A 338-nucleotide genomic window follows, 5' to 3' on the forward strand; every position below is an offset into this window, starting at 1 on the left:
GCCTTACCTGCTCGGCGTATTGGTGGCGCTCGTGGTTGTGGTGCTGTGGAACCGCCACCTGCGCACGCAGATTCGCCAGCGCCAACTGGCCGAGGCGGAGGTGGTGCGCCAGCGCAGTACCTTGCTGGCGATCATCAATGCCATTCCCGATCCGATCTGGTTCAAAGACATTCAGGGCCGCTATCTGGGCATCAACCAGGCCTGCGCCGATCTGTTCGGGCAAAGCAGCGAGCAAGTGCTGGGCAAGCGCGACCATGAATTGCTCAACGTCGAATGGGCGTCCAAACGCGAGGAGCACGACTACACGGCGCTGACCCGCGACGGCACCTATGAAAGCG

At 62.1% G+C, this 338-nt stretch carries 1 protein-coding gene; it reads left to right on the forward strand.

From position 1 onward, the window contains the following. Positions 1-338: PAS domain-containing protein (locus tag AC0IW9_RS30450; RefSeq protein ID WP_471652049.1), on the forward strand; the 338-nt coding region annotated here is incomplete at both ends.

Source organism: Belnapia sp. AC561 (assembly GCF_979252845.1).